19 protein-coding genes are annotated in these 18,435 nt (G+C 75.7%); 9 read left to right on the forward strand and 10 right to left on the reverse strand.

Annotated elements, in window-relative coordinates; translation table 11 throughout:
• Positions 1-118: 118 nt before the first annotated feature.
• Positions 119-454, reverse strand: a complete 336-nt coding sequence (locus tag ACRYR8_RS18115; protein ID WP_432484763.1) for a TraR/DksA family transcriptional regulator — start codon at positions 452-454, stop codon at positions 119-121.
• Positions 455-566: 112 nt separating this feature from the next.
• Here ACRYR8_RS18115 and ACRYR8_RS18120 point away from each other — a divergent pair, with 112 nt between their 5' ends.
• Entirely contained in the window at positions 567-1,589 is a 1,023-nt protein-coding gene (locus ACRYR8_RS18120; RefSeq protein ID WP_432484762.1) for an NADP-dependent oxidoreductase, read from the forward strand.
• Between the two features lie 48 nt (positions 1,590-1,637).
• Positions 1,638-2,096 (forward strand): pilus assembly protein CpaE, encoded by a 459-nt coding sequence (locus tag ACRYR8_RS18125; protein WP_432484761.1) that lies wholly within the window; start codon positions 1,638-1,640, stop codon positions 2,094-2,096.
• Between the two features lie 37 nt (positions 2,097-2,133).
• Here the strand turns inward: ACRYR8_RS18125 and ACRYR8_RS18130 are convergent, their stop codons facing one another.
• The 3 genes from ACRYR8_RS18130 to ACRYR8_RS18140 form a co-directional block, all read right to left on the reverse strand.
• On the reverse strand, positions 2,134-3,039 hold the full coding sequence (locus tag ACRYR8_RS18130) for a proteasome assembly chaperone family protein (RefSeq protein WP_432484760.1): 906 nt from the start codon (positions 3,037-3,039) through the stop codon (positions 2,134-2,136).
• Positions 3,040-3,096: 57 nt separating this feature from the next.
• Complete coding sequence (gene nrdR, locus ACRYR8_RS18135; RefSeq protein WP_432484758.1) at positions 3,097-3,591, reverse strand: transcriptional regulator NrdR; 495 nt, start codon at positions 3,589-3,591, stop codon at positions 3,097-3,099.
• 175 nt (positions 3,592-3,766) lie between these two features.
• A complete protein-coding gene (locus tag ACRYR8_RS18140; protein WP_432484756.1) occupies positions 3,767-4,222 on the reverse strand; it encodes a LysM peptidoglycan-binding domain-containing protein in 456 nt (151 codons plus the stop codon).
• A gap of 310 nt (positions 4,223-4,532) precedes the next feature.
• Between ACRYR8_RS18140 and lexA the strand changes: the two genes are divergently transcribed.
• Entirely contained in the window at positions 4,533-5,264 is a 732-nt protein-coding gene (gene lexA / locus ACRYR8_RS18145; RefSeq protein ID WP_432484754.1) for a transcriptional repressor LexA, read from the forward strand.
• 24 nt (positions 5,265-5,288) lie between these two features.
• Here the strand turns inward: lexA and ACRYR8_RS18150 are convergent, their stop codons facing one another.
• From ACRYR8_RS18150 to hflX, 3 genes are all read right to left on the reverse strand, one after another.
• Positions 5,289-5,957: an aspartate/glutamate racemase family protein gene (locus ACRYR8_RS18150; protein WP_432484752.1), complete on the reverse strand. Its 669-nt coding sequence runs from the start codon at positions 5,955-5,957 to the stop codon at positions 5,289-5,291.
• Positions 5,958-6,019: 62 nt separating this feature from the next.
• Entirely contained in the window at positions 6,020-8,059 is a 2,040-nt protein-coding gene (locus ACRYR8_RS18155) for an ATP-dependent DNA helicase (RefSeq protein ID WP_432484750.1), read from the reverse strand.
• A 98-nt stretch (positions 8,060-8,157) separates the two neighbouring features.
• A complete protein-coding gene (gene hflX, locus ACRYR8_RS18160) occupies positions 8,158-9,756 on the reverse strand; it encodes a GTPase HflX (protein WP_432485913.1) in 1,599 nt (532 codons plus the stop codon).
• Positions 9,757-9,940: 184 nt separating this feature from the next.
• On the opposite strand from hflX, the gene ACRYR8_RS18165 reads away from it, so the two are divergent.
• Positions 9,941-10,609, forward strand: coding sequence for a class I SAM-dependent methyltransferase (locus tag ACRYR8_RS18165; protein ID WP_432484746.1), 669 nt, complete (start codon positions 9,941-9,943; stop codon positions 10,607-10,609).
• 51 nt (positions 10,610-10,660) lie between these two features.
• On the opposite strand, the gene dapF is transcribed toward ACRYR8_RS18165, so the two are convergent.
• Positions 10,661-11,647 (reverse strand): diaminopimelate epimerase, encoded by a 987-nt coding sequence (gene dapF, locus ACRYR8_RS18170; RefSeq protein ID WP_432484744.1) that lies wholly within the window; start codon positions 11,645-11,647, stop codon positions 10,661-10,663.
• Positions 11,644-12,564 (reverse strand): tRNA (adenosine(37)-N6)-dimethylallyltransferase MiaA, encoded by a 921-nt coding sequence (gene miaA, locus ACRYR8_RS18175; protein ID WP_432484765.1) that lies wholly within the window; start codon positions 12,562-12,564, stop codon positions 11,644-11,646. Before miaA ends, dapF begins: the two co-directional genes overlap by 4 nt.
• Before the next feature lie 137 nt (positions 12,565-12,701).
• On the opposite strand from miaA, the gene ACRYR8_RS18180 reads away from it, so the two are divergent.
• The gene (locus tag ACRYR8_RS18180) at positions 12,702-13,016 is read left to right on the forward strand and encodes an antitoxin (RefSeq protein WP_432484764.1); all 315 of its coding nucleotides are present in this window, start codon (positions 12,702-12,704) and stop codon (positions 13,014-13,016) included.
• Between the two features lie 288 nt (positions 13,017-13,304).
• Here ACRYR8_RS18180 and miaB read toward each other — a convergent pair whose 3' ends face one another.
• On the reverse strand, positions 13,305-14,825 hold the full coding sequence (gene miaB, locus ACRYR8_RS18185; RefSeq protein WP_432485916.1) for a tRNA (N6-isopentenyl adenosine(37)-C2)-methylthiotransferase MiaB: 1,521 nt from the start codon (positions 14,823-14,825) through the stop codon (positions 13,305-13,307).
• Between the two features lie 107 nt (positions 14,826-14,932).
• Between miaB and ACRYR8_RS18190 the strand changes: the two genes are divergently transcribed.
• The 4 genes from ACRYR8_RS18190 to ACRYR8_RS18205 all read left to right on the forward strand — a co-directional run bounded on the left by ACRYR8_RS18190 (position 14,933) and on the right by ACRYR8_RS18205 (position 18,392).
• On the forward strand, positions 14,933-15,718 hold the full coding sequence (locus ACRYR8_RS18190) for an amino acid ABC transporter ATP-binding protein (protein ID WP_432484740.1): 786 nt from the start codon (positions 14,933-14,935) through the stop codon (positions 15,716-15,718).
• Positions 15,719-15,807: 89 nt separating this feature from the next.
• The gene (locus tag ACRYR8_RS18195; RefSeq protein ID WP_432484738.1) at positions 15,808-16,704 is read left to right on the forward strand and encodes a glutamate ABC transporter substrate-binding protein; all 897 of its coding nucleotides are present in this window, start codon (positions 15,808-15,810) and stop codon (positions 16,702-16,704) included.
• 138 nt (positions 16,705-16,842) lie between these two features.
• Entirely contained in the window at positions 16,843-17,493 is a 651-nt protein-coding gene (locus ACRYR8_RS18200; protein WP_432484736.1) for an amino acid ABC transporter permease, read from the forward strand.
• Positions 17,490-18,392 (forward strand): amino acid ABC transporter permease, encoded by a 903-nt coding sequence (locus tag ACRYR8_RS18205; protein ID WP_432484734.1) that lies wholly within the window; start codon positions 17,490-17,492, stop codon positions 18,390-18,392. The genes ACRYR8_RS18200 and ACRYR8_RS18205 overlap by 4 nt, the downstream gene beginning before the upstream one ends.
• Positions 18,393-18,435: the final 43 nt, after the last annotated feature.

The following is an 18,435-nucleotide window of genomic DNA, read 5'->3' on the forward strand; positions in this document are numbered from 1 at the left end:
CCCCCCCCCCCCCCCCCCCCCCCCCCCCCCCCCCCCCCCCCCCCCCCCCCCCCCCCCCCCCCCCCCCCCCCCCCCCCCCCCCCCCCCCCCCCCCCCCCCCCCCCCCCCCCCCCAGCGCTCACAGCTCCTCGTCCGCCAGCGTGGCGGCGTCCGGGCGGGCCTCCAGCCGCTCCTCCGGGATCGGCTTGCCGGAGACCACCGAGATGCCGTAGGTGCCGTCCTCGATGCGCCTGAGGGCGTCGTCCACGCTGTCCAGGCGGCGCCGCGCCCCGTCCAGCAGGCCCTCCTGCTCCGCCGCCTGCTGCTCGTGGGCGCCCTCGTCGCCGAAGTCGTGCCCGCCCGTGGGCAGGTCTCCGGTGACACCCGCCTCCATGCGCGAGGTGACGCCCTCGATCGTCTCCTGCAGCTCGCGCCGCAACTCGAGCAGCCGTTCGCGCGCGACCTGCGTGTCCATCGTCGTCCGTCCCTCCGTCGTTCCTGCCGGCCCCGCGGGTGGCGGGGTCCTCGTCCGGGGACGTGTCTACCCCGCCGCGCGCCGCGCGGCACGGCGGGGAGAGGCTGGGGGCGTGAACGCCCGAGAGATCCGCCTGGCCCGCCGCCCGCAGGGCGAACCCGTCCCCGACGACTTCGAGCTCGCCGACGTCGAGCTGCCCGCCGTCGGCGAGGGGCAGCTGCTGCTGCGCACGCTCGTCATGTCCGTCGACCCCTACATGCGCCCGCGCATGGACGACGTCCCCAGCTACGTGCCGCCGTACCGGCTCGGGCAGGCGCTGGACGGCGCCGCCGTCGCCGTCGTGGAGGACTCGCGCGCCGACGGCTTCAGCGCCGGCGACCTCGTGCTGCACGGCCTGGGCTGGCGCACGCACGCGGTGCTGCCCGCCGGGCAGGTGCGCCGGCTGGACCTGCCGGAGGGCGTGGGTGAGACCGCCGCTCTGGGCCCGCTGGGCATGGTGGGGTTCACCGCGTGGGTCGGGCTGCTCGACGTGGCGGCGATGCGCGAGGGCGACACGGTGTTCGTCTCCGCCGCCGCCGGGGCGGTCGGCAGCCTCGTGGGGCAGTTCGCGAAGCTGCGCGGCGCCCGGCGCGTCGTCGGCAGCGCCGGCGGCCCCGACAAGGCCCGCCACCTCACCGCCGACCTCGGCTTCGACGCGGGGATCGACTACCGGGCCAGGCCCGTGCTGGAGTCCCTCGCCGAGGCCGCCCCCGACGGCATCGACGTCTACTTCGACAACGTCGGCGGCGACCACCTGGAGGCCGCCGTCGCCGCGGCCAACGACTTCGCCCGCTTCGCCCTGTGCGGCAGCGTCTCGGCGTACAACTCCCCCCGCGACCTTGCCGCCGCCCCTCCCGGACCGCGCAACCTGTTCTCGATCGTCGGCAAGCGGCTGCGGCTGCAGGGCTTCATCGTCGGCGACCACGCCGAGCGCCGAGCCGACTTCGAGCGCGAGGTCGGCGGCTGGCTCGCGCAGGGCCGGGTCGTCTTCCGCGAGACCGTGCGCGAAGGGCTGGAGTCCGCCCCGGGCGCGCTGATCGGCATGCTGCGCGGGGAGAACACCGGGAAGATGCTGGTGCGCCTCTCGCAGCGCTGAACCACCCGCCACCTCGCGCTCCCGGCGGCCCCGGGCCATGCTGGGCCGGTGATCTCCGTCGATCTCGCGCTGCAGCTCAAGGCCGCCGGGCTGGAGTGGCACCCGGCCGCCGGGGACAGGTTCGTCATCCCCGGCCGGGACATGGACGAAGACGTCTTCACCCTCAGCGACATGACGGTCGAGGTCCACGACCACCCGACCGGCCGCGTCATCGGCTTCAACGGCACGACTGAGTGGGCGCTGGACTCGGTGGACCAGCCGGAAGCGTGCTGGCTGCCGGCGGAGCACCAGTTGCGCGAGCTGCTCGGGGAGCGCTTCACGCGGCTGGAGCGCCGCGACGTGGGCGACGGCGTCGTGCACCGGGTGCTGCTGCTCGACGAGCACGGCGCCGACGCCTTCGAGGCGGCCGACCCCGCGGACGCCTACGCGCGGGCCCTGCTGCACCACCTGTCGGGGGCGCGCGGCGGCAGCGCCGGCACGTCCGGCTCGCGCACCGCCGCGACCTGAGCGTCGGGGGCCGCGGGTGCGCCCCGTACCGGCGGCCTCACTCCGCGCCGGGGTCCTCCTCACGGTGCGCCAGGAAGCGCTCGAACTCCGCGCCGAGCTCGTCGGCGGTGGGCAGGAAGGCGCTGGCCGCACCCGTGCCGCGCCCCTCGTCGCCCTGGGCGTCGTACTGCTCCTCCAGCGCGCTGACCACGGCTGCCGCCTCCGCGGAGTCGGCGACCTGGGCGTCGACCTCCACCCTGGTGGCCGATGCCGCCTCCAGCAGGGTGTCCACCGGCAGCGCCAGGCCCGTCTCACCGGACAGGGTGCGCACCAGGACGGCCGCTGCGTCGGGGTAGTCGTTGGCCGCCAGGTAGTGCGGCACGTGGGCGAGCACCGACAGCACGTCCCGGCCCTCCTGGGCGCCGCGCAGGTGCAGCAGGCCCGCCGCGTGACCGGGCACCCGGGCCTCCACGTCCCAGGTGCGGTACCCCTCCAGCAGCTCGGGGCGGCTGGCGCTGGCCGTCACGCCGCTGGGGCGGGTGTGCGGGACGGCCGTGGGCGCGGCGCTGAGCACGACGGTCTGCCGGACTCCGAAGCGGTCGGCGAGCTGCCAGGCGGCGCGCGTGAAGCGCTCCCACTGCACGTCCGGTTCCGGCCCGCTCAGCAGGAGCAGCGCCGAGCCCTCGGCGTCGCGCAGCAGCTCCAGCTGCAGGGCGGGGGCCTCGTAGTCCGCCCAGCGGTCACCGGCGAACGTCATCGTGGGGCGCCGCGCCCGGTAGTCGTGCAGCTGGTCGACGTCGAAGGTGGCCACGACCTCGTGCTCGCAGACGTCGCGCAGGTGCCCCACCGCCAGCCGCACGGCGCTGCCGGCGTCGACGAAGCCCGACAGCGCGACGACGAGGTGGGGCTCGACCAGCGCCGGCGGCGTGCCCTGCAGGGTGTACAGCGACCCGGGATCCAGCATGGGCCCATTCTCGCCCCGCCGGGCCCGCGTGCCGACCCAGGGCCCGCGCGGCCGCGGTCAGCCGCGCACGGCCGCCGGCGCACCGTCCGCGCGCTCGAGCGCGGCGCTGCGCTCGGCGCGCAGCTGCTCGATGGCCGCCTCGAAGTCCGCGAGGGAGTCGAAGGCCTGGTAGACCGACGCGAAGCGCAGGTAGGCGACCTCGTCGAGCTCGCGCAGGAAGGGCAGGGTGGCCAGACCCACCTGGTGGGCGTCGATCTCGGCGGCGCCCTGGGCGCGCACGGCCTCCTCGACGCGGTGCGCCAGCAGCGCGATGTCGTCCTCGCTGACCGGGCGCCCCTGGCAGGCCTTGCGGACACCGGTGGCGATCTTGGCCCGGCTGAACGGCTCGCTGGCGCCGGAACGCTTCACCACGGCCAGGCTCGCGGTCTCCAGCGTGGTGAAGCGCTTGGAGCAGTTGGGGCACTGGCGGCGCCGGCGGATGCTGCTGCCGTCCTCGGTGGTCCTCGAATCGACCACGCGCGAATCGGCGTGCCGGCAGAACGGGCAGTGCACCCCTGGTTCCTCCCACGCGGCGCCCCGGCCGCCCGCCCCGGACCCCGCCCGGGCGGGCGGCGCCGTCCCCGGGGGCGGCCCAGGGTCCTGATCGTGGGGTGACGGTACGTCGCCGGTGTCGGCGTCGGCAACCTGCCCCCGGCTGCTGTGGACACCACGCACGGCCGGGCGCCGATCAGTCCAGCTCGGGGAGGGTGAGCCGCTGCCCCGCGCGCAGGGCCGGCGACGACAGGCCGTTGACCTCGGCGATCTCGGCGGCCACCTCCCGCCAGTCCTCCCCCGGCGCCAGCTCGGTGGCGATCTCCGACAGGGTCTGCCCGGGCAGCACCGTCAGGACGTGCGGGGCGCGCCCCGGCACCCCGCCCGCGGCGGCCGGCCCGCCCACCGCCGCCGACACCGCCAGGACCACGCCGGCCAGCACGCCGGCCGTCGTGCACGTGGCGGCCAGCCGTCCGCGCCGCGTCAGCCGCAGGGCCCGGCGCGGGGCGCGGGACGGACGGCGCACGGGCCCGCGGGGGGCTGCGGCGGCGCAGCGCACCGCGGGGGACGGACGGCCCCCGGGGGCCCGGCGGGCGCGCACGGGACGGTGGCCGGGCGCCAGGGGTGAGAGGGCGAGGGCGGTGCTGCTCACGGGTGAGGACCTCCGGCTCGGGAGCCCGGTCGAACGGGTGTTCGAACGGGCGGGGCTGTTCTACCACCGCCCGGCGGGGGGTGCGCAAGCCCCGCGCACGACCGGCGCGCGGCGCGCGCGACCCCGCGGGGGGGGCGGCGTGCGCACGCTGCCACCCGCCCCCGACACGGCCCGCCGCCCCGGCGCCCTCCGGCGCACCTCGGGCACGGCGCGACACGTTCGAACACGTGTTTGAGGTCCGGGGCCCGCCCGAGTAGCGTGATCGCAGCCGCGGGACGCCGCGGTGCTCGTGGGACGACGGGGAGTGGACGTGACGGACCTGCTGCACGGCGAGGACCGGGACGACCCCGGCGCGGCCGGGGCGTCGGTGCACCAGCTGCCCGACGGCCACCCCGACCGCGGGGGGCTCACAGCACGCCAGCGCGGGGTCCTGGAGACGATCCGGGAGGCGGTGGAGCGCCGCGGGTACCCGCCCAGCATGCGCGAGATCGGCCAGGCGGTCGGGCTCACCAGCCCCAGCAGTGTCGCCCACCAGGTGAAGACCCTCGAGCGCCTGGGGTACCTGCGCAAGGACCCCCGCCGCCCGCGCACCCTGGAGGTCGTCGCCCCTGCGCCGGCGCACGGCGCTGTGGCCGGCGAGGGGGCCACCGCCGCCGACGAACGGCCCGCCGTCACGTACGTGCCCGTCGTCGGGCGCATCGCGGCCGGCGCCCCCGTCCTCGCCGAGCAGCTGGTGGAGGAGGTCTTCCCGCTGCCCGCTCAGCTGGTGGGCGCCGGGCAGCACTTCATGCTGCGGGTGGTCGGCGACTCCATGGTGGACGCGGCGATCTGCGACGGCGACTGGGTCGTCGTGCGCCAGCAGCCCACGGCCGAGAACGGCGACGTGGTGGCCGCGATGATCGACGGGGAAGCCACCGTGAAGGTGCTGCAGCGCAGGGACGGCCACGTGCTGCTGCTTCCGCGCAACGACCTGTACGAGCCGATCGACGGCGACGACGCGGTGGTCCTGGGGCGCGTGACGGCGGTGCTGCGCAGCCTCTGAGGGGCACCCGCGGGGCTGCGCCCGTCAGCGGCCGACCGGTACCACCAGCTCCACCGCCGCCTCGACCGCCAGCCGCGGCGACGTGAGCACGGGCAGGCCCAGGTCCCGCAGCAGCGGCGCGGCGTCGACCATGCTCGCCTGCGCGAGCACCACCACGTCCACCGGCGGGAACGCGGCGCGCACGCAGCGCCGCACCACCTCGGCCACCGAGGTGACGTAGGTCACCACGTCCCCGGCCTCGAAGGCCGACCAGGTGCCCGGGCAGCGCACGTCGACCAGCTCGACGGTCCTCCCGGTCGCGGCGGCCGACTCCTGCAGCAGCGGGAGCACCGTGGCGCGCGCCTGCGGCAGCGAGCTGACGACGGCGATGCGCCGCCCGGCCAGCACCGCGGCCTCGGCCATCGGCCGGTCCACGCGCAGGACCCGCACGCCCACCTCGGCGCCGACGCGCTCGGCCTCCGGACCCGTCTCCGAGCAGGTGCTCACGACGACGTCGGCGCCCTCGGCCACCAGCCGCCGCAGCCGGTCGGCGAGGGCCGCGCGCACGCTCGCCGCGCCGTGCTCGCGGGCGCCGGACAGCAACCCGGTGTCCACCAGGTGCCGGTCGTCGACCGTGTCGTCGCGCTGGTGCAGGAGGTCGCGGAAGGCGCGCACGTGGGCGTGCGCGGTGTGCAGGAAGCCGACGGTGGCCACGGACCGAGGATGCCAGGTGACGGCTGCGCGGTCAGCCCCCGGGGCCTGTCCGCCCCGGATCCTCACCCGCCCGGCGCAGCCGCGGCGGCGTCCAGCCGGCGCAGCGCCTCGCGGGCCACCTCGGGCGAGGCGGTGGGCCAGAAGGCCGGGAGGCTCTCGCGCAGGAAGCCGCCGTAGCGGGCCGTCGCCAGGCGCGGGTCGAGGACCGCGACGACGCCGCGGTCGCCGGCCGCGCGCACCAGCCGCCCCGCGCCCTGCGCGAGCCGCACCGCCGCGTGGGCGGCGGACACCGACAGGAAGCCGTTGCCGCCGGCGCTGTCCACGGCCCGGGCGCGCGCCGACATCAGCGGGTCGTCCGGGCGGGGGAAGGGGATGCGGTCGATCACCACGAGCTGGCAGCCGGCGCCGGGCACGTCCACGCCCTGCCACAGCGACAGGGTGCCGAACAGGGAGGTCGCCGGCTCGTCCGCGAACCGGCGCACCAGGCGCGGAAGCCGGTCGTCGCCCTGGCACAGGACGGTGCGGCCGGTGCGCTCGCGCACCCCGGCAGCGGCCTCCTCGGCGGCCCGGCGCGAGGAGAACAGGCCCAGGGTGCGCCCACCTGCGGCGTCCAGCAGCGCGGCGAGCTCGTCGAGGACGGCGTCGGCCACGCCCGAGCGACCCGGCGGCGGCAGGTGCCGGGCCACGTAGAGGATCCCCTGCCGGGGGTAGTCGAAGGGGCTGCCGACGTCCAGCCCCGTCCACGGGGCGCGGTCGCGCCCACCGGTGCGCAGCCCGAAGGCACCCGCGACCGGGTCGAAGGAGCCGCCGAGGGTGAGGGTGGCGGACGTGGCCACCACGGTGCGGTCGGTGAAGACCCGCTCGCGCAGCAGCCCGGCCACCGACAGCGGCGCCACGTGCAGCGAAGGGGCGCGGCCGCCGGCTCCGCCGGCGGTCACCCAGGCGACGTCGTGCTCGGAGCCCTCGGCGAGACGCTCGGCGACGGAGAAGACCTCCTGCACGGCGGCGCGGGCCAGGTGCCGGGCACCGCGGGCCTCGGCGTCCTCCTCCTTCACCGCACCCTCCCCTGCGGTCTTGAGGTCGCTCAGCGCGGTGCGGGCGCCGTCGCACACGGCGCGCACGGCCTCCGCCAGCGGTTCGGGCCAGCTCTCCAGCCGCCCGGGCGGGGCGTCCTCCAGGGCCGCCTCCAACGCGGCACCGGCGTCCTCCAGGGCTTCGCCGACGATGCCGGCCGCGCGGCGCAGCCGGCGCGCGGCGGCCCCCAGCACGGCGGCGGACAGCTCCGCGGTGGCCACGGCGGTGACGCGGTCCGCCAGCTCGTGCGCCTCGTCGACCACGAGGACGTCGTGCTCGGGCAGCAGCTGCCCGGAGCCCTCGAGCGCGTCGATCGCCGTCATGGCGTGGTTGGTGACCACGACGTCGACCTCGCGGGCGCGGGCCCGCACGCGTTCGGAGAAGCACTCCGCGGCCACGGGGCAGCGCTGCGAGCCCAGGCACTCGCGGGCGGAGACGGACACCTGGCGCCAGGCGCGGTCGCTGACGCCCGGGTCGAGCTCGTCGCGGTCGCCGGTGGAGGTGCTCGCGGCCCACTGCCGCAACCGCACGACCTCCCGGCCGAGCCGGCCGGCGTCACCGGCGCCGGAGTCCCCCGCGGGCGCGGCCACGTCGAACAGCGCGGCCTCCTCCACGGGGAAACCCCCGTCGAGCTTGTTGCGACACACGTAGTTCGCCCGGCCCTTGAGCAGCTCCCAGGTGGGCTCGCGGCCCAGCTCGGGCGTCAGCGCCCCGGCCAGGCGCGGCAGGTCGCGCTCGACGACCTGCGCCTGCAGGGCCAGCGTGGCCGTGGTGACGACCACCCGGGACCCCTCGCGCACGGCGTGCGCCACGGCGGGCACCAGGTACGCCATCGACTTGCCGGTGCCGGTGCCGGCCTGCACCAGGAGGTGCCGCTCGTCGCGGACGGCCCCGGCGACGGCCTGCGCCATGCGGGCCTGCCCCTCGCGACGCTGCCCGCCGAGGGCCTCCACGACCGCGTCGAGGAGGCCGGTGGCCCCCTGGCCACCGGCCTCCTCGTGGACCTGCTCGGGGCTGGGCGCGCTCACCGGACCATCCTCGCCGATGCGCGGGCCCACCCCGCACGTCGTCCCCAGCCCCGCCGGGCCCCGAGGGCCGGATCGGGCTGGGGACACCGTGGAACGGCTCAGACGGGGGCGCCGCTGAGCCGGAACGGCGCCAGCTCGGCCGCCAGCCGCGGACGCACCCGCGCCTGGAGCCGGGTCCCGGCAGCGGTGTGCTCCTCGACGAGGACCTGGCCGGTCGTGTGCACGCGGTGCACCAGCTCACCGCGCTCGTACGGCACGCACACCTCGACCTCCACGTCCGGCACCGGCAGCAGCTCGGCGATCCGCTCGCGCAGCTGCTCGATGCCCTCGCCGGTGCGCGCCGAGACCACGACGGCACCGCGCTCGCGGGCCAGCAGCCGCTGCAGCACCTCCGGGTCGGCGACGTCGGCCTTGTTGATCGCGACGAGCTCGGTGACCTTGTCGGCACCGACCTCCGCCAGCACCGAGCGCACCGCCGCCAGCTGGCCCTCGGGGTCGGGGTGCGAGCCGTCGACCACGTGCAGGACGAGGTCCGCCTCGGCGACCTCCTCCAGCGTGGAGCGGAACGCCTCCACCAGCTGGTGGGGCAGCTGCCGCACGAAGCCGACGGTGTCGGCCAGCGTGTAGGGGCGGCCCTCCGGCGTCTGCGCGCGCCGGACCGTCGGGTCCAGGGTGGCGAACACCGCGTACTCCACCACCACGCCCGCCCCGGTGAGGCGGTTGAGCAGCGAGGACTTGCCCGCGTTGGTGTACCCGGCGATGGACACCGACGGCACCGCGCGCGCCACGCGCAGGGAGCGCTTGGCGTCGCGGGCCGTGCCCATGCCGCGGATCTCCCGGCGTAGCTTGGCCATGCGGGAGCGGATGCGGCGGCGGTCGAGCTCGATCTTCGTCTCACCGGGGCCGCGCGAGCCGATCCCCGCACCGCCGGCGACGCGACCACCGGCCTGGCGGGACATCGACTCGCCCCAGCCGCGCAGTCGCGGCAGGAGGTAGTCGAGCTGGGCCAGCTCGACCTGGGCCTTGCCCTCCCGGCTCTTGGCGTGCTGGGCGAAGATGTCGAGGATCACGGCCGTGCGGTCGACGACCTTCACCTTGACGATGTCCTCCAGGCCGCGCCGCTGCGAGGCGGACAGCTCGCCGTCGCAGACGACGGTGTCGGCGCCCTCGGCGGCGACGAGGTCCGCCAGGGCAGCGGCCTTGCCGGCACCGAGGAAGGTGGCCGGGTCGGGGGTGGACCGGCGCTGCAGAACGCCCGCGAGGACGTCGGAGCCGGCGGTCGCGGCCAGGGCCGACAGCTCCTGCAGGGACACCTCGGCCTCGGCCCGGCTGGAGTCCGCGCTGGACCACACGCCCGCGAGGACGACGCGCTCCAGGCGCAGCTGCCGGTACTCGACCTCGGTGACGTCGGTGAGCTCGGTGGACAGGCCGGCGGCCCGGCGCAGCGCGCGGCGGTCGGCCAGGTCGAGCTGGTCGCCGTCGTAGTCGCGCTCACCGGCACCGTCCGCCGCCTCGTCGCCACCCGTGGGAACCGCGTCGTCGTGGCCCGTCAGGATGCGGGCCAGCGCGCGGTCGAACTCGGCGTCGCGGTCCGTCGCGCGGGGGGTGTCGGGTGCGTCGCCGCGCACGTCCACCTCCACGCTGTCCTGCGACTGCTGCGTCGCGGACGGCCGGACCGGCGAAGAGCGGTGGTTCATGGACCTCCCAGGTCGTGCGGTCCCTCACGGGTTGAGGTACCAGCATCCTTCTCAACGGCCGAGGGGTCCACGGGATTCCGGGAAGCGCGGGGATCGCAGGAGGTGCCGGCCCCGCCGCGACCCGGCGGGGCCGGGTCGCGGCGGGCGTGCAGCAGCGCTCCCGGACCGCCCTACCCTCTCCTGCGTGGCGAGCACCCGGGCGGACGACGAGCAGGCGGGCCGGCAGGCGGGCGGGACGGCGGGCGAGCACTACTTCACGGCCCGGCCCGCCACGGCCGACGAGCGTCGTGACGTCGAGGTGGAGCTGGCCGGGCGCACGGTGACCGTGCAGACCGCCCGTGGCGTCTTCAGCGCCGAGCGGCTGGACCCCGGCACCTCGGTGCTGCTGCCCCTGGTGCCCGACGAGCCGGACGCGACCGGCGACGTGCTGGACCTGGGGTGCGGGTGGGGGCCCGTGGCGCTGACCCTGGCGCTTCGGCAGCCGCGGCGGCGGGTGTGGGCGGTGGACGTCAACGAGCGGGCGCTCGACCTGGTGCGGCGCAACGCGCAGCGGCTGGGCGTGCAGGTGCTCGCCCGCCTGCCCGACGAGGTGCCCGGCGACGTGGTGTTCGAGCGGGTGTGGTCCAACCCGCCCATCCGGGTGGGCAAGGAGGCGCTGCACGAGCTGCTGCTGCACTGGCTGCCGCGCCTGGCCCCCGGCGGCGAGGCGCACCTGGTGGTGCAGAAGAACCTCGGCGCGGACTCCCTGCACCGGTGGCTGGACGCGCAGCTGCCCGCCGCGCTGCCGGGGGCGGGCACGACCCGCACCACGTCCTCGAAGGGTTTCCGGGTGCTGACCGTGCGCCGCGGCTGAACGACCCCGAGCGGGAGGGCCGGACGACGTCGAGCGGGCCTCGTGCGGTCCTCAGGCGGGCTCGGTCAGCAGCTGCGGCGCCAGCGTGCCCGTGGCGACCAGCACGGCCGGCCCGGTCAGCCAGACGGTGCCCTCCACGAGGGTGGAGCCCTCCCCCACGGTGACGACGACCTCGCCGCCGGGCACCTCCACGCGCCACACGTCCGGTGAGCCGGCCCCGGCCCACGCGCGGGTGGCCAGCGCCGCCGCGCACGCGCCCGTGCCGCAGGAGCGGGTCTCCCCCACGCCGCGCTCGTGCACCCGCATGCGCACGTCGCCGATGTCGGCGACGTGGTCGCCGGTGACGTCCACCGCCAGCAGCGGCACGACGAGCTCGACGTTGGTGCCGTGCGGGGGCGCGGGGTCCACCTGCGGGGCGTGCACCAGGTCGGCGTGGTCCAGCTCGGCGGCCTCGGCGAGGGCGACGACGGTGTGCGGGTTGCCCAGGTCCACCGAGAGGGCCGGGCGCACCACGCCGTCCAGGCCCGCCACGGCGACCCGCGCGTCGGAGCCGTCGGCAAGCGCGCGCTGCCCGCCGGTCAGCCGCCAGGGGCCCATGTCGGCCGTCCAGCGCCCGTCCGGCTCGCGGCGCAGCCGCTTCAGCCCGGCCCGGGTGCCGACGGTGAACCAGCGGCCGTCCCCGGCCTCGGCGGGCAGGTGCCCTTCCGCGAGCAGGAACTCGGCGAACACCCGCACGCCGTTGCCGCACATCTCCGCGACCGAGCCGTCGGCGTTGCGGTAGTCCATGAACCACTCCGCCCGCGCGGCGAGGTGCGCGCCCGCGGGCAGGGCGGCGCTGCGCACGGCGCGGATGAGCCCGTCCCCGCCGATGCCGGCGCGCCGGTCGCACAGGCGCGCGACGACGTCCGGGGAGGGGTCCCAGGTGCCCTCGGGGTCGGCGACGAGGACGAAGTCGTTCTCGGTGCCGTGGCCCTTCGCGAAGGCGGTGCCGCTGGTGCCGCTGGTGCCCGTGCCTCCGGCGGGGCTCTGCTCGCTCACGCGGCCGACTCTACGGCCAGCAGGTCCAGCACCCGCTCGGCCAGCTCACCGGGGTCGGCGCCGTCGGGGGCGTCGAGCCAGCGGACGCGCTCGTCGCGGCGGAACCAGGACTCCTGCTTGCGGGCGAAGCGGCGCGTGAGGCGGGCGGTGAGCTCGGCGGCCTCCTCCTCGGTGGTGAGGCCGTCCAGGGCGTCGAGGACCTGGGCGTAGCCCAGCGCTCGGGAGGCGGTCAGGCCCCGGCGCAGCCCCCGCGCCTCCAGTTCCCGCACCTCGGCCACGAGGCCGTGGTCCCACATGCGGCGCACGCGGGCGTCGATGCGCCCGTCGAGCTGCTCGCGCGGCACGGCCAGGCCCACCTGCACGGCGGGGCGCACGTAGCGCTGCTCGGGCAGGGACGCGGCGAACGGCAGGCCCGTGATCTCCCCCACCTCCAGGGCGCGGACGATCCGGCGGCCGTTGGACGGCAGGATGCGCGCCGCGGCGCCGGGGTCGCGCTCGGCGAGCTCGGCGTGCAGGCGCTGCGGGCCCACGTCGGCCAGGCGCGCCTCCCAGCGGGCGCGCACGGCGGCGTCGGTGCCCGGGAAGCGCAGGTCGTCCAGGGCGGCGCGCACGTACAGGCCCGAGCCGCCCACGAGCAGCGGGGTGCGGCCGCGCGCGGCGACGTCCTCGAACGCGGCGCGGGCCTGCCGCTGGTAGGTGGCGACGTCGGCGGTCTCGGTGACGTCGAGGACGTCCAGCAGGTGGTGCAGCACACCCCCCATCTGCTCGGGCGCCAGCTTGGCGGTGCCGACGTCCATCCCCCGGTACAACTGCATGGCGTCGGCGTTGACGACCTCCGCGCCCCCGGGCAGCAGGTGCGCCAGCGCCACCGCGACGTCGGACTTGCCGGAGGCGGTGGGCCCCACGACGGCCACCACCGGCAGGGGCGGCGCGGGCAGCGGTTGCGGTGATCTCGACTGGCCCACGCGCAGATGGTGGCAGAGAGTTGGGGGTGCAGGGACGCGCCGGCCGGCGCGGCAGGACGCCGAGGACGCGAGGAGGAGCCGTGGGCACCATGAAGTTCCTGGGGCTGAAGCTGGACGAGGCCGTGGAGCAGGCCCGGGTGGCCGCCGAGCAGGCCCGCACGCGGGCGGGGCAGTTCGCCGGCCAGCACTCCGGGCAGGCCGACACGGTGATCCGCAAGGCCACGACGTTCGTCAACGAGCGCACCGAGGGCCGCTACGCCGGCCCCCTGGACCGGGCCACGCGGGTGGCGCAGAGCGGGTGGCAGCGCGCCGCCGGCGTGCGCCCGGAGTTCGAGGGCTGGGGCACGCCGATGCGGGGCGGCACGCGCACCGACGGCACGCCGATGTCCGGTCCCGCCCGCTGAGGCGGGCGCGCAGCACGGGAACGAGCAGCACGGGAACGAGCACGTCCGACACGTCAGGAGGACGAGATGACGATCCCCACCCCACCGCCGACGACGCCGCAGCCGCCGAGCCCGGTGCCCCAGCCCGGCACACCGGGCCAGCCGCCGTTGCCCGACCCCGGCCCCGCGCCGGGCCCGGACCCCGAGCCGGGACCGGCCACGCCTCCGCCGATGTGACACCGGCGCGACGCAGCGGCACGCCGCAGGGCCCCGCACCTCGACGGTGCGGGGCCCTGCGGCGCACGGTGGTCAGCGACGCCGCAGCGTGGGCAACCCCAGGCCGACGGGCCTCGGCCCGGCGGGCTCGGGGCGCGCCTGGCGCGCCTCCCACGCGTCGCCGGCACGGGTGCGGCGCACCGCGAAGGCGTCGGTGACGTCGGCCTCCAGGTAGTGCGGGGCCCCGCGGCTGATCGTCACGGTGGCCACGTCGCCCGGGCGGGGCGCGTCCGCGCCCTCGGGCAGCGCGAAGTGCACGAGGCGGTTGTCCGGCGCGCGCCCGGACAACCTGCGGGTGGCGGCGTCCTTGCGCCCCTCGCCCTCGGCGACCAGCACCTCCAGGGTGCGGCCGACCTGGGCCCGGTTCTCGGCGTAGGCGATCTCGTCCTGCAGCGCGGTGAGGCGCTCGTAGCGCTCCTGGACGACGGCCTTGGGCACCTGCTCGCCCATGGTGGCCGCGGGCGTGCCCGGTCGCGGGGAGTACTGGAAGGTGAAGGCGCTGGCGAAGCGCGCCTCGGCGACGACCTCCAGCGTCTGCTGGAAGTCCTCCTCGGTCTCGCCGGGGAAGCCGACGATGATGTCGGTGGTGATCGCCGCGTCCGGGATCCGCCCGCGCACCTCCTCGAGGATGCCCAGGAAGCGGGTGCGCCGGTAGGAGCGGCGCATCGCCTTGAGCACGCGGTCGGACCCCGACTGCAGCGGCATGTGCAGGCTCGGCATGACGTTGGGCGTCTCGGCCATGGCGTCGATGACGTCGCTGGTGAAGCTGGAGGGGTGCGGGCTGGTGAAGCGCACCCGCTCCAGGCCCCGGATCCCCCCGGTGGCGCGCAGCAGCTTGCCGAAGGCGAGCTTGTCGCCGAACTCCACGCCGTAGGTGTTGACGTTCTGCCCCAGCAGCGTCACCTCGAGCACGCCCTCGGACACCAGGGCCTCGACCTCGGCGAGCACGTCACCGGGTCGGCGGTCCTTCTCCTTGCCGCGCAGGCTCGGCACGATGCAGAAGGTGCAGGTGTTGTTGCAGCCCACGGAGATGGACACCCAGGCCGCGTAGGGGGACTCGCGGCGGGTGGGCAGGGTGGACGGGAAGACCTCCAGCGACTCCAGGATCTCCACCTGGGCCTTCGCGTTGTGCCGGGCGCGCTCCAGCAGCGCCGGCAGCGAGCCCACGTTGTGGGTGCCGAAGACGACGTCCACCCACGGCGCCTTGCGGACGATCTCGCCGCGGTCCTTCTGCGCCAGGCAGCCGCCGACGGCGATCTGCATGCCCGGACGGCGCTCCTTGACGGGCGCCAGGTGCCCGAGGTTGCCGTACAGCTTGTTGTCGGCGTTCTCGCGCACCGCGCAGGTGTTGAAGACGACGACGTCCGGCTCGGCCGGGCCGTCCCCGCCCGCCTCGTCGAAGCGGACGTAGCCGGCGTCCTCCAGCAGCCCGGACAGGCGCTCGGAGTCGTGGACGTTCATCTGGCAGCCGAAGGTGCGCACCTGGTAGGTGCGCGGGCTGTCGGCGGCCTCGCCGGTGGTGCCGGCGGCGCGGGGGACGGTGGGCGTGCTCATCGCCGTCAAGGGTAGGTCACCGCCCGGACGTCACGCTCGGATCACGATCTGCCCACTGGCGCGCCGTCCTGTGAGCACCGTGCGCGGTACCTGTACGTTCTGGCCGCATGAGTGACCCCTCCGCGGCCACCACCCCGTCAGGGGGCGCCCCCGCGCGCCGGCCCCTGGTCCGCCTGGAGCACGTGGACAAGCACTTCGGCGCCCTGCACGTGCTGCGCGACGTGAACCTGACGGTGGCCGAGGGCGAGGTGGTCGTCGTCATCGGGCCTTCCGGCTCGGGCAAGTCGACGCTGTGCCGCACGATCAACCGGCTGGAGACCATCGACTCCGGCCGCATCACCATCGCCGGGGAGGACCTGCCCGCCGAGGGCAAGGCGCTGGCGAAGCTGCGCGCGGACGTCGGCATGGTCTTCCAGTCCTTCAACCTCTTCGCCCACAAGACCGTGCGCGAGAACGTCACCCTGGGGCCGGTGAAGGCGCGCGGGGTGAGCGCCGAGGAGGCCCGCAAGCGCGCCGACGTCCTGCTGGAGCGCGTCGGGGTCGCCAACCAGGCCGACAAGTACCCCGCGCAGCTGTCCGGGGGGCAGCAGCAGCGCGTGGCCATCGCCCGGGCCCTGGCGATGGAGCCGAAGGTCATGCTCTTCGACGAGCCGACCTCCGCTCTGGACCCTGAGATGATCAACGAGGTCCTCGACGTCATGACCGGGCTGGCCAAGTCCGGCATGACCATGATCGTCGTCACCCACGAGATGGGCTTCGCCCGACGCGCCGCCGACCGCGTCGTCTTCATGGCCGACGGCCAGATCGTCGAGCAGGCCGAGCCGGAGGAGTTCTTCACCGCCCCGAAGCACGAGCGCGCCAAGGACTTCCTGTCCAAGATCCTCAGCCACTGAGGCATCGCCGACCGCGCCGCCGGCCCGCCGGCGGTACCGCCGCCCCGCGGCACCCCGAACGACCGACACCACCAGGAGGCACCGTTCCCATGAGGAAGTTCCGCACCGCCCTGCTCACCGGGTCCGTGGTCGCCGCCCTCACGCTCACCGCGTGCGGCGGGGACACCTCCACCGAGGGCGCCGAGGCCCCGAGCCCCGAGACCGAGACCAGCTTCGAGGCCGGCACGACGATGGCCGAGCTCAGCGAGGCCGGCACCATCACCGTCGGGACGAAGTTCGACCAGCCCGGCTTCGGCCTGGTCAACCTCGAGAACCAGCCGGAGGGCTTCGACGTCGAGATCGCGGAGTACATCGCCGCCCAGCTCGGCATCGCGGCGGACGCCATCGAGTGGGTGGAGGCGCCCAGCGCCCAGCGCGAGGAGCTCATCCAGAACGGCACCGTGGACATGGTGGTGGCGACCTACACCATCAACGACACGCGCAAGGAGCGGATCACCTTCGCCGGGCCGTACTACGTGGCGGGCCAGCAGATCATGGTGAACGCGGACGACACGACGATCACCGGGCCCGAGGACCTCGCGGCCAACCCGGACGTCAAGATCTGCTCCGTGACGGGCTCCACACCGGCGGAGAACATCCGCGAGTACCTCGCCGGCCCCGACCAGCTCGTGACCTTCGAGGTCTACGACGACTGCGTGGCGGCGATGCAGAACGGCCAGGTGCAGGCGATGACGACCGACAACGTCATCCTCACCGGCTACGTCGCGGAGAACGAGGGCGAGTTCAAGCTCGTCGGCGAGCAGTTCACGGACGAGCCCTACGGCATCGGCATCGAGAAGGGCGACACGGCCTTCTGCGAGTTCATCAACGAGTCGCTGCAGCAGGCCGCGGACGAGGGCTACTACGAGGAGGCCTGGGCCTCCACGGTGGGGCAGTACGAGGGCACCGAGACGCCCGCGCTGCCCGAGCCGGACCCCTGCGTCTGAGCCCTCCCACCCCACACGCGGGGTGCCGCGCAGCGCGGCACCCCGCCCCCCAGCGCACGAGGGGGGACGGCGGCCCCGACGGCGTGGCCGCCGCCCCTCCTCGTGCTCCCCTCTCAGCGACCCGGTGGAGGCCCGAGCGTGCAGCCGGTCATCGACAACATCGACCTCTTCTGGAGCGGGTTCCTGCGCTCGCTCGGGATCGCGGCGTGGGGGGCCGTGGGCAGCCTGGCCTGGGGCACCGTCCTGGCGGTGTTCCGGGTCTCGCCCGTGCCGGTGCTGCGGGGCTTCGGCACCTTCTACGTGACGTGGCTGCGCAACACGCCCCTGGCGTTCGTGCTCTTCACGATGGCCTTCGGCATCCCGACCGTCGGCGTCAACGCCTCCTACTACGTGTTCGGCGTGATCGGGCTGGTCCTCTACACCTCCGCCTTCGTGTGCGAGGCGGTGCGTTCGGGCATCGCCACCGTGCCGGGCGGGCAGGCGGAGGCGGCGCGGGCCATCGGCCTGACGTTCCGGCAGACGCTCGGGCTGATCATCCTGCCGCAGGCGCTGCGGGCCGTGGTCCCGCCGGTCGGCAACGTGCTGATCGCCATGATCAAGAACTCGGCCGTCGTCGGCGCCCTCGGCGTGGGCGGCGAGCTCTTCAGCGTCTACGCGCGCCTGACGAGCGCCCAGGGGTACCCCCAGCTGCCCATCCTCACCGGCGTCGCCATCGGCTTCCTGGTGATGACCCTCTCGGCCGCGGCGCTGCTCGCGCTGGCCGAGCGCCGTCTGGCGGTGGCCCGGTGAGCCAGCCCACCGCCGTCCTCTTCGACGCCCCCGGCCCCAAGGCGCGCCGCAGGACGCTGATCGGCAGCGTCGTGGCGGGCCTCGTCCTGCTGGCGCTGCTCGTCGCCGCCGCGCTGCGCCTGGCCGAGCGCGGCCAGTTCGACGCCGAGCTGTGGAACCCGCTGATCAACCCCTCCGACGAGCAGTTCCCGCTGGTGTGGGCCCGGATCGCCGAGGGGCTCGTCGTCACGCTGCGGGCGGCCTTCTTCGCCGTGGTCCTCTCGCTCGTCATCGGCATGGTCATCGCCGCCGCCCGGCTCTCGCTCGGGCGGGTCGCCCGTGCTCCCCTCGTGGCCGTTGTGGAGCTGCTGCGCGGCCTGCCGGTCATCGTGACGATCCTGTACGTCGACGTCCTCATGCGGACGGTGGGGATCCACCAGGGCCCCGAGGTGTCGCTCGTCATCGCCCTGACCCTCTACAACTGCGTGATCATCTCCGAGATCGTGCGGGCCGGTGTGCTGTCGCTGCCCACCGGGCAGGTGGAGGCGGGCCTGGCGGTCGGTCTCACGCGCGGCCAGGTCATGCGTGCGATCCAGCTGCCGCAGGCCGTCCGCTCGATGCTGCCGGCGCTGATCAGCCAGCTCGTCGTCATCCTCAAGGACACCGCGCTGGCCAGCATCGTCCTGGCCCTCATCGTGGACCTCGGCCAGGTCGCCGGACGACTGCGGGGTGCGCTCGACAACCCGCTGCAGACCTACTTCGTCATCGGGCTCATCTACATCGTCATCAACCTGCTGCTGGAGCAGGTGGCCAAGCACCTGCAGCGGCGGACGTCCGGCGGTGGGCGCAAGCGGCGCCGGCGGGCCGCTGCCACCACCGACACCGACGCCACCGACCGGGCCACCAGCTCGCGCCTCTAAGTGCGCGGCGCACGCAGGAGGGCCGCCACCCCGCGCGGGGTGG

The sequence above is a fragment of the Kineococcus esterisolvens genome (genome assembly GCF_050871405.1).
In the GTDB taxonomy this organism is placed as follows: domain Bacteria; phylum Actinomycetota; class Actinomycetes; order Actinomycetales; family Kineococcaceae; genus Kineococcus.

Excerpts from the sequence above, each read along its gene's own strand:
- hflX (WP_432485913.1), bottom strand. The coding sequence starts at position 9,756 with ATGAACCACCGCTCTTCGCCGGTCCGGCCGTCCGCGACGCAGCAGTCG.
- ACRYR8_RS18195 (WP_432484738.1), top strand. The coding sequence starts at position 15,808 with ATGAGGAAGTTCCGCACCGCCCTGCTCACCGGGTCCGTGGTCGCCGCC.
- ACRYR8_RS18115 (WP_432484763.1), bottom strand. The coding sequence starts at position 454 with ATGGACACGCAGGTCGCGCGCGAACGGCTGCTCGAGTTGCGGCGCGAG.
- ACRYR8_RS18180 (WP_432484764.1), top strand. The coding sequence starts at position 12,702 with ATGAAGTTCCTGGGGCTGAAGCTGGACGAGGCCGTGGAGCAGGCCCGG.
- miaB (WP_432485916.1), bottom strand. The coding sequence starts at position 14,825 with ATGAGCACGCCCACCGTCCCCCGCGCCGCCGGCACCACCGGCGAGGCC.
- ACRYR8_RS18130 (WP_432484760.1), bottom strand. The coding sequence starts at position 3,039 with ATGCTGGATCCCGGGTCGCTGTACACCCTGCAGGGCACGCCGCCGGCG.
- ACRYR8_RS18190 (WP_432484740.1), top strand. The coding sequence starts at position 14,933 with ATGAGTGACCCCTCCGCGGCCACCACCCCGTCAGGGGGCGCCCCCGCG.